Raw genomic sequence first — 8,532 nt, 5'->3', positions numbered from 1 at the left:
CGTTTTTTTACATTTGTCCCGCCCCCGCCACTACTGGTTATTGTTGGCCCCCGCGGGCGGCCGGGGAATGCCCTGCCCCCGCCGGCGCCCGCGACGCCGGCCCGGCCGCGACCGGGCGGACGTCACCGCACCGACGTCACACGGAGGGCTTCCCCGTGAGGCGTGCAGAGACCTCGGTCGTGCCCGACGGGACGCTGACGAGTGTGCCGAGCTCCGTCGACTCGGCGGACGACGGCGACCCTGCGTCGAGCCGCGCCTCCGCACCGGCCAGCAGCACCCGCCACGCCCCCGGCGCGCCCTCCGCCACGACGCTGACCACGTCACCGTCCCGGCGGGTACGGAACACGGCGTCCGCCGAGCCGTCCGCGGCGGGGACCGTGGTGACCGTCGCGACGCCGTCGGCCGGCGCGTGGACGCGCAGTGTCACACCGTCCGCCCAGTCGTAGACCGCCGAGTCGTCGCTGTCGCCGAACGGGATCACCGACCCCGGGCGGGCGAGGAGCGGCAGGCTGTCGAAGCCGTGCCGCTCGCGTCGCCACCCGGGACCCTCGATCCGCTCACCCGACAGCACATGGGTCCAGGTGCCCGCCGGCACGTAGTACTCGACTTCGCCGTCGGCCGAGAAGACGGGCGCGACGAGCAGGTCGCCGCCCAGCATGTACTGCCGGTCCAGGGTGTGGCAGCCGGGGTCGTCGGGGAACTCCAGCACCATGGCGCGCATCAGCGGAGTGCCGTGCTCGGCGGCCTGCCGAGCCACTCCGAACAGGTACGGCATCAGCCGGTGCTTCAGGCGCGTGAAGTCACGCGTGACCGCCACCGCCTCCTCGTCGTAGTCCCAGGGCACCCGGTAGGACTTGCTGCCGTGCAGTCTGCTGTGCGACGACAGCAGACCGAACTGCACCCACCGTTTGAACACCTCGGGCGTCGGCGTGCCTTCGAAGCCGCCGATGTCATGGCTCCAGAAGCCGAAGCCGGACAGGCCCAGCGAGAGTCCGCCGCGCAGCGACTCGGCCATCGCGCCGAAGTGGGACTCGCAGTCGCCGCCCCAGTGCACGGGGAACTGCTGACCTCCGGCCGTCGCCGAGCGGGCGAAGAGCACGGCCTCGCCCGCCCCCCTGGCCTCGGTCAGCACGTCGAAGACGGTCTGGTTGTAGAGCTGCGTGTAGTAGTTGTGCATGCGCTCCGGGTCGGAGCCGTCGTGCCAGACCACATCGGTCGGGATGCGCTCGCCGAAGTCGGTCTTGAAGCAGTCGACGCCCTGCGCGACCAGCACCCGCAGCTTGTCGGCGTACCACTCGCGCGCGTCCGGGTTGGTGAAGTCGACCAGGGCCATGCCCGCCTGCCACAGGTCCCACTGCCACACGTCGCCGTTCGGCCTGCGCACCAGATAGCCGTGGCGCTTGGCCTCCGCGAACAGCGCGGACTTCTGGGCGATGTAGGGGTTGATCCACACGGAGACGCGCAGATCGTGCTCGTCCTTCAGGCGCCGCAGCATGCCCTCCGGGTCCGGGAAGACGTCCGGGTCCCAGACGAAGTCGCACCACTGGTACTCGCGCATCCAGAAGCAGTCGAAGTGGAAGACGCCCAGAGGGATGTCTCGCTCGGCCATGCCGCGCACGAAGCGGTTGACCGTCTCCTCGTCGTACGAGGTCGTGAACGACGTCGACAGCCACAGGCCGAAGGACCAGGCGGGCGGCAGGGCCGGGCGGCCGGTCAGCGCCGTGTAGCGGTCCAGGATCTCCTTCGGCGTCGGGCCGTGCACGACGAAGTACTCCAGCGACTGGTCCTCGACGCTGAACTGCACCCGCCCGACGGCCTCGGAGCCGATCTCGTAGCTGACCTTGCCCGGGTGGTTGACGAAGACGCCGTAGCCCCGGTTGGTCAGATGGAACGGGACGTTCTTGTAGGCCTGCTCGCTCGCCGTGCCGCCGTCCGCCTGCCAGACGTCCACGGTCTGGCCGTTCTTGACGAACGGCGTGAAACGCTCGCCGAGCCCGTACACCAGCTCGCCGACGCCGAGCGAGAGCTGGGCCAGCGAGTGGTGGGCGCCGTCTTCGGTGACCGCGAAGCCGGTGCCCCGGGCCTCGGCGGAGGTCAGGACCCGTCCGTCCGCGACGAAGTCGAGCCGCCAGGGAGCCGAGGTGTCCACGCGCAGGGACAGGTCGCCTGCCGTCAGCTCCAGCAGTGCGCCCTCCCGGGTGACCTTGGCCGCGTGACCGGGTTCGCCGTGCAGCGCGAAGTCGGGGCCACGCTCGGCGGCCCCCGCGTGATGGGTGGCGCGGACGCCGATGACGCCCTCGGCCGGCGACCAGCACTCGACCGTCAGCAGCGGGCTGTTGAGGGTGTGGCCGCGATCGGTCACATGGCGCACGGGCGCGTAGAGGGTGAACCGGTCGTCGGTGACATGGACGTCGGCGACCTCCGCCGCGTACGACGCGCGAACGCCGTCACGCATCAGCCAGTAGCCGTCGGTGAACTTCATCAGGTGTTCCTTGGGGTGGCGGTGTGAGGTGCGCCGGCGCGGGCGCGGTGCGCGGCGATCAGCTGCCGGTACCAGTGGTAGCTGTCCTTGGGGATGCGCTGCAGCGTGTCGTAGTCGACACGGACGATGCCGAAGCGCTGGTCGTAGCCGCGGGCCCACTCGAAGTTGTCGAGCAGCGACCACACGTAGTAGCCGCGGACGTCCACGCCCGCGCGCATGGCGGCCGCGAGAGCCTCCAGATGGCTGCGCAGGTACTCGACCCGGTCGGTGTCGCGGACGCGGCCCTCGGCGTCGACGGCGTCGGCCTCCGCCGAGCCGTTCTCCGTGATCAGCAGCGGCGGCAGGGTGGGATAGCGGCCCGCCAGGTCGACCAGCAGGTCCGTGAAGGTGTGCGGGACGACGGGCCAGCCCATGGTGGTGTGCCGCACGTCGTCCCGCCAGGTCTCCGCCGCCCGGACGTCGACGGCCGTGCGCGAGGCCGGGTCAGGGTCCTCGTACGGGGCGTCGGCGACCGTGATCGGCCGGTAGTAGTTGATGCCGACGAAGTCGAGCGGAGCGCCGATGAGGTCGAGGTCGCCCTCGTGCCGGAACGTTTCGCCCGACTTCAGGAGCTCGCCCCAGGTCTCGGCCTCGTGCGCCGGATAGCGCCCGGCGAACAACGGCTCGAACCACACGTCGTTGTGCAACGTCTCGACGCGGCGTACGGCGGCCAGGTCGGCCGGCGACTCCGTCGCGGGCAGCAGCCGGTCGGGGTTGAGCGTGATCCCGACCTCCTTGACACCCGCGGCCCGCAGCGCGCGCACCGCGAGCCCGTGGCCGACGAGGAGATGGTGGGCGGCGGCGAGCGCGCCGCGGCCCTCGCGGGCACCCGGGGCGTGGCCGCCCGCCGCGTAGCCGACGAAGGCGCTGCAGAACGGCTCGTTGAGGGTGATCCAGCGGTCCACCCGGTCGCCGAGCCGGTCCGCCACGATCGCCGTGTACTCGGCGAAACGCTCCGCGGTCCCGCGCACCCGCCAACCGCCCCGGTCCTCGAGAGCCTGCGGCAGGTCCCAGTGGTAGAGCGTGGCGGCGGGAGAGATCCCGGCGGCGAGCAGTTCGTCGACGAGCCGGTCGTAGAAGTCCAGTCCCGCCGCGTTCGCCGGGCCCGACCCGGTCGGCTGGACGCGCGGCCAGGCGACGGAGAAGCGGTAGCTGTCCACGCCCAGCTCGCGCAGGAGGGCGACGTCCTCGCGGTAGCGGTGGTAGTGGTCGCAGGCGACATCGCCGGTGGCGCCGCCGGCGACGCGGCCGGGTTCACGGCTGAAGGTGTCCCAGATGGACGGGCCTCTGCCGTCCTCGTCGTACGCGCCCTCGATCTGGTAGCTGGCCGTGGCGGCGCCGAACAGGAAGCCGTCCGGGAAGCCGGGGAAGCCGGAGAAGTCAGGCAACTCAGCAATGCTCACGGGAGAACCGTCCTACTTGACCGATCCGCCGGTGATGCCGGCGGCGATGTACTTCTGGGCGACGACGAGCAGCACCGCGGCCGGTACCGCGGAGAGCACGGCGGTCGCCATCACCGCGCCCCAGTCGCTGACGTGCGCGCCCACGAACTGGTAGATGCCGAGCGTGATCGGCTTCACGTCGTCCGTGGTGTTGAGCGTCAGCGCGAAGATGAAGTCCGACCAGGCGAACAGGAAGGTGAACAGGCCCGCCGTGATCAGCGAGTTGCGGCTCATCGGCAGCACGATCCGGACGAACGCGGTGAAGCGGTTCGCCCCGTCCACCATCGCGGCCTCCACCACCTCGGTGGGGATCGAGACCATGAACGCCCGCAGCAGCACGATCGCGAAAGGCAGGCCCAGCGAGGCGTCCGCGAGGATCAGGCCCAGGTACGAGTTGACCAGCCCCAGCTCCGCGTACGCGCTGTACATGGCGTTGGCGATGACGATGCCCGGCACCATCTGCGTGATGAGGGTGGTGAAGACGATGCCCTGGCCGCCGCGCAGGCCGAACTGGGCGAGCCCGTACGCGGCGGGCGCGGCCAGCGCCAGGCAGACGACGACGGCGCCCAGCGCGACCCCGAGGCTGGTGAGCAGCGCGCCGCCCTGGGTGCTGATCGCCGTGTCGAAGTTCTTCAGGCTCGGAGCGGTCGGGAACCACTGCGTGGCGGCGATGCTCGACTCGGGCTGGAGCGCGGTGTTGAGCATCCAGTACACCGGGAAGAGCAGGACGGCGAGGATCAGCAGCGCGGCGGTGGTGTTCCAGGCCGAGCGCAGACGGACGGAGGGGGTGGGCCGGTTCGCCGGCACGGTCGTGGGTTGCTTCATCGTCGGTCACTTCCCCTTGCCGAAGTCGGCGCGGTTGGCCCGCAGGTACAGCACGGCGAAGACCGCGCTGATCAGGATCAGGACATTGCCCACTACGGCGCCCTGGCCGAAGTCGAGCTGCAGGAAGGACAGCTGGTACGTGACTGTGCCCAGCGTCTGCGTGGAGTCGGCGGGGCCGCCGGAGGTGAGCGCCAGGATCAGATCGAGGATCTTGACGGTCGACATGAAGCCCAGCACCAGTACGACAGTGATCACCGGCCGGAGCATCGGCAGGGTGATGCTCCGGAACGTCCGCCACGGGCCGGAGCCGTCCAGCGCCGCCGCCTCGTACAGGTCGCGCGGTATCTCCTGGAGCCCGCCGTAGAGGATCACCATGTTGAACGGGATGCCGATCCAGATGTTGACCAGGACCGCCGACAGCAGTGCCACACTCGGGCTGCTGAGCCAGGGGACACCGTCCGCGGGCACCATGCCGACCGCGTGCAGCGCGGTGTTGAGCATGCCGTGTTCCTGGTCGAGGATGCGGCGCCATACGACGGCGGACACCACCATGGGCACGAGCCACGGCAGCAGCAGCACGGCACGGACGAGCCCGGAGAGCCGGAACCGCCGGGAGAAGAAGACCGCGAGGGCGAGACCGATGGTGAACTGGCCGAGCAGCGAGCCGACGGTGAACAGCATCGTGTGCCACAGGGCGTCGGTGAACAGCTCGTTGGCGAAGACGGCCCGCCAGTTGTCGAGCCCGTTGAACGGGGCCTCGCCGGTGAAGTACGTCTTCGGTGTGTAGCGCTGAAAGCTCATCACGATGTTGTTGACGAGCGGATAGCCGAAGAACAGCGCCATGTAGGTGAGTGCCGGGGCGACGAAGAGCCAGCGCAGCAGCCGCTGGCGCCTGGGCGCCCGGTGCGTGCGCGTCTGCGTCGTGCCTGCGGCCTTGGCGGGCGCGATCGAGGTGATGGTGGTCATGGCCGGCTCCTCACTTCCCCGCCGAGGCCTGCTGCTGCGCCCGGTGCATGGCCTGTTCCGGGCTGGTACGCCCGGTCAGCACGGACTGGAAGGCACCGGCGAGCGCGTCACCGACGACGGGCCATCCGGTTCCGACCTGCGCGGTGCGGGAACGGGCCGTGGTGACCAGGTCGGCGAAGGCGGCGAGTTTCGGGTTCTGGGCCGCGTACGCCTGGGCGGCCGCGGCGCGCGTGGGCACGTTGTTCACGGACTCGCCCCACTGGAGCTGATTCTGCTCGGAGTTCAGGCAGTTGAGCAGCTCGCCGGCCTTCTTCTCGCGCGCCGGGTCGTCCTCGTTCTTCGGTACGGCCATCACGGTGCCGCCGATGGGCGGTACGGCGGCCTTGCCCGCCTCGGGCACGGGGATGCTCGCGACGGCCCAGTCCACGTTCTTCTGGGCACTGAGGACCGGCACCTGCCACGGGCCGTTGATCATCATGGCCGCGCGACCCGCCACGAACTGGTCGTTGACGTCCTGCTGGTTCCAGTTGACGACCGATCTCGACGCCGAGCCGTCCGCCACGAGGTCCTTCCAGAGCTGGAGCGCGGCCTCACCCTTGCCGTTGTCGAGCTTCGCCTCGTCGCCGCCGGCGGACCAGAAGAAGGGCAGGAACTGGTACACGCCGTCCGCGTTGGGACTCGCGCTGAACGCCATCCCGTAGGTGTCGCCCGCGGTCAGCTTCTTGGCGGCCTCCCGCAGTTCGGCCCAGGTCCGGGGCGGGTCGATGCCCGCCTCCTGGAGGAGCTCGGTGTTGTAGATCAGGGCGAGCGAGTTGACGGAGCGCGCGATGCCGTACTGGACACCGTCGTACGAGCCGAGGGAGGTGGCGCTCGCGGAGAAGCCGGACGTGTCGACGCCGGCCTCCTTCAGCGGGCGCAGTCCCTCGGTCTGTGCGAACTGCGGCAGCTCCGAGCCGTCGAGCTCCAGGATGTCGGTCAGGGAGTCGGACGACGCCATCCGCAGCACCTTCGACGCGACCTGGTCGGCGGGCACACTGACCTGCTCCACCTTCACGCCCAGAGGCTTGGCGCATCGGTCGAAGAACTGCTGGTTGGCGGTGTGCTCGGCGGTGTCGGTCGCCGAGTTGAGCACGGTGACGGTGCCCGGGTCGGGCTCCGCGGCGCAGCCGGTCAGGCCGAGTGCGGCGGTGGCGCAGGCGAGCGTCGCGGCGAGCGCGGGAACGCGCAGGCCTCCGGTTCTCGCGGCTCCAGCTCTGATGCGTCCTGCTAGGGACGGCATGGTCGTCTCTCCCTTACATGTGCGGCTCTGGACATGCAGTGATCTGCTGCGGGCCGGCCGGGACGTCAGGTTGCGTCCGGAGGGCCCGGCCTGCTCAGCCGTCGGCCGGCGGGGCGATGGTGGGCCCGGCCATCCGGGGCTGGATCGGGTGGTACGGCGCTCCGGGGGCCGCGTTCGAGGCGGGTGCCTCGGGTGCGTCGCGGGTCTTCGTGCGGAACGGGGCGGAAGAAGTCTTCGCGGTGCCGCAGCCGAGCTCGACCGCCTCGATGGCGAGTCGGGCCACGGCCGCGGACATCTCGGCGACGGGCAGGTCGATCCGGGGCAGATGCCGGACGCCCAGCTCGTCGGGGAGGCTGCCGACGAGGACGAGGGACAGGTCGTCGGGGATCCGCCGCCCGGCCGAGGCCACCGCGTCCAGCAGGTGGGGGAGGAGGATCAGGTGCTGGACGACCAGCGCGGTCGGCGCGGGCCCGGCGGTCAGCGCCTCGCGCAGCCGGCGCCCGAGGACGTCCGGATCGCGGTGCGAGGAGACCACGCGCACCTCCGCGCCGGTCTCGTGGGCCGCGCGCCGGGCGCCGTCGAGGCCGCGCAGCGCGTAACCGCGGCGGGCGGCGATCTCGTGGTCGGCGGACGACAGGAAGACGATCCGTCGGTGGCCGGCCGCCGCGGTCTCGTGCAGTGCGAGGGCGACGGCGGCCTCCCAGTCGAGATCCGTCCAGGGCAGTCGGGCATTGCCGTCATGACCGAGCAGCGCGGCGGGGAAGCCGAGCGCGTGCAGGACCTCTATGCGGGGATCGCGCTCCTCGACCGCCATCAGCACCGCCGCGTCCGCGAGCCCGCTGCGGGCCACCCGGCGCAGGCCGCCGACGCCGTCCTCGTCGGTGATGAGAAGGACGTCGTGGTCGTGGCCGCGGGCGGCGTCGGTGACGTCGACGGCGAACCGGCCGTCGATCGCGCGGTATTCACCGGGGACGCGCGGCACCGCCAGCGCGATCACGCGGGTACGGGCACTGCGCAGGGTGCGGGCACTGGCACGCGGGTGATAGCCGAGCTCGTCGATGGCGGCCCGGACCGCCCGCCTGGTGTCCTCGGAGATCTTGCGTGAGCCGCTCAGAACGTAGGAGACGGTACTCGGCGCCACACCCGCCCGTTCGGCAACGTCCTTGATCGTGGCCATGTCCCGCCCCTGTCCGCCCGTCACAGCTCTGTCCGGTTCAGCTTGTCGAATCGATTCGACAATCGACGACACGCGGCACGTCGAATCGATTCGAGGATGGGCGAGACTGTAGGCAAGGGGTGCGGGTGAAGGCAATACCTTGCCTGCTATCTCACATTGAGTCTCCTTTGTCGGAATCTACTGCTGCCGGCCTGGCACGCCGAGCAGGTCCAGCGCGCCGTGAACGGCGCGCTCGAAGGGCTTGACGGACTGTTCGGCGCGGGCCAGCGCGTATCCGCCCTGGACGACGGCCCCCCGCCCCGCCCCCGGCAGCCCCCGGCCC

6 protein-coding genes are annotated in these 8,532 nt (G+C 70.8%); all 6 read right to left on the bottom strand.

What is annotated here, in order from left to right:
- Positions 1-136 precede the first annotated feature (136 nt).
- Complete coding sequence (yicI, locus tag AB0O67_RS34940) at positions 137-2,482, bottom strand: alpha-xylosidase (RefSeq protein ID WP_365459322.1); 2,346 nt, start codon at positions 2,480-2,482, stop codon at positions 137-139.
- Entirely contained in the window at positions 2,482-3,918 is a 1,437-nt protein-coding gene (locus tag AB0O67_RS34935; RefSeq protein ID WP_365459325.1) for a GH1 family beta-glucosidase, read from the bottom strand. The genes yicI and AB0O67_RS34935 overlap by 1 nt, the downstream gene beginning before the upstream one ends.
- An 18-nt stretch (positions 3,919-3,936) precedes the next feature.
- Positions 3,937-4,788: a carbohydrate ABC transporter permease gene (locus AB0O67_RS34930; protein WP_365459319.1), complete on the bottom strand. Its 852-nt coding sequence runs from the start codon at positions 4,786-4,788 to the stop codon at positions 3,937-3,939.
- Positions 4,789-4,794: 6 nt separating this feature from the next.
- Positions 4,795-5,754, bottom strand: a complete 960-nt coding sequence (locus AB0O67_RS34925; protein ID WP_365459316.1) for a sugar ABC transporter permease — start codon at positions 5,752-5,754, stop codon at positions 4,795-4,797.
- 10 nt (positions 5,755-5,764) lie between these two features.
- On the bottom strand, positions 5,765-7,033 hold the full coding sequence (locus AB0O67_RS34920) for a sugar ABC transporter substrate-binding protein (RefSeq protein WP_365459313.1): 1,269 nt from the start codon (positions 7,031-7,033) through the stop codon (positions 5,765-5,767).
- 94 nt (positions 7,034-7,127) lie between these two features.
- The gene (locus AB0O67_RS34915; RefSeq protein WP_365459310.1) at positions 7,128-8,210 is read right to left on the bottom strand and encodes a LacI family DNA-binding transcriptional regulator; all 1,083 of its coding nucleotides are present in this window, start codon (positions 8,208-8,210) and stop codon (positions 7,128-7,130) included.
- Between the last annotated feature and the right edge of the window lie 322 nt (positions 8,211-8,532).

This window comes from Streptomyces sp. NPDC086077, assembly GCF_040686175.1.
Classification (GTDB): domain Bacteria; phylum Actinomycetota; class Actinomycetes; order Streptomycetales; family Streptomycetaceae; genus Streptomyces.
This window is presented reverse-complemented; position numbering and strand designations above follow the sequence as displayed.

Coding starts and splice junctions, on each gene's coding strand:
- yicI (WP_365459322.1), bottom strand. CDS start 2,482: ATGAAGTTCACCGACGGCTACTGGCTGATGCGTGACGGCGTTCGCGCG.
- AB0O67_RS34930 (WP_365459319.1), bottom strand. CDS start 4,788: ATGAAGCAACCCACGACCGTGCCGGCGAACCGGCCCACCCCCTCCGTC.
- AB0O67_RS34925 (WP_365459316.1), bottom strand. CDS start 5,754: ATGACCACCATCACCTCGATCGCGCCCGCCAAGGCCGCAGGCACGACG.
- AB0O67_RS34920 (WP_365459313.1), bottom strand. CDS start 7,033: ATGCCGTCCCTAGCAGGACGCATCAGAGCTGGAGCCGCGAGAACCGGA.
- AB0O67_RS34915 (WP_365459310.1), bottom strand. CDS start 8,210: ATGGCCACGATCAAGGACGTTGCCGAACGGGCGGGTGTGGCGCCGAGT.